Here is a 574-nt window from a genome sequence, read left to right as displayed (position 1 = left end):
TGCAAAAGGCCGTCAGTGTAACGACCTACAGCGCAAGCTTAGGCACTGCAGCTGGAGGGATATTTAGCTTGAATGAGTGGGCTATATTACTGGGGATTATATTCGCAGCATTAACATTCTTAGTTAATGCGTGGTTTCAACATAAGCGTGACGAACGTGAAGCGCGTAAGCATGAAGATGATAGAGAGTTCCATCGGAGCTAATGGGCGACAACATTCAATTAGCTCAATCTATCGGCCTGATCAAAGGCTCATCGGTTAAGGCCAACGAACCCCCTCCAAAAGAAGACGAGGAATAATATGAAAGTTAATCAAATTACCCGTGACATGTTGGTCGGCGGTAAGTGTCCTATTGCCTATCGTTTTGCAGAAGTTGAGCAAGACAGCATCAATGTTGAAGAGCGCACAGTCACAATTTCATTTTCAAGTGAGTACGAAGTTGAACGCTGGGGCTGGTTTGAAACATTGGGTCATGAGGTAGATGAAGTTGATTTATCACGAATAGAACAAAATGGCCCATTTTTATGTGATCACAATTGGCAAGACCAACGAGGCGTAATCACTAAGGCTTGGGT

The 574-nt window shown here is 44.1% G+C and carries 2 protein-coding genes; both read left to right on the top strand.

The features are described from left to right. Nucleotides 1-203 (top strand): HP1 family phage holin (locus tag C2M25_RS06845; protein ID WP_234003543.1); only part of this gene is annotated, 203 nt, incomplete at its 5' end. 96 nt (nt 204-299) lie between these two features. Next, a partial coding sequence (locus C2M25_RS06840; RefSeq protein WP_234003542.1) for a hypothetical protein occupies nt 300-574 on the top strand: 275 nt, incomplete at its 3' end.

The sequence above is a fragment of the Pseudoalteromonas sp. T1lg21 genome, from assembly GCF_002964625.1.
GTDB lineage: Bacteria > Pseudomonadota > Gammaproteobacteria > Enterobacterales > Alteromonadaceae > Pseudoalteromonas > Pseudoalteromonas gelatinilytica.
The sequence above is the reverse complement of the archived record's forward strand: the minus strand, read 5'-3'. Positions and strand labels throughout refer to the sequence as shown.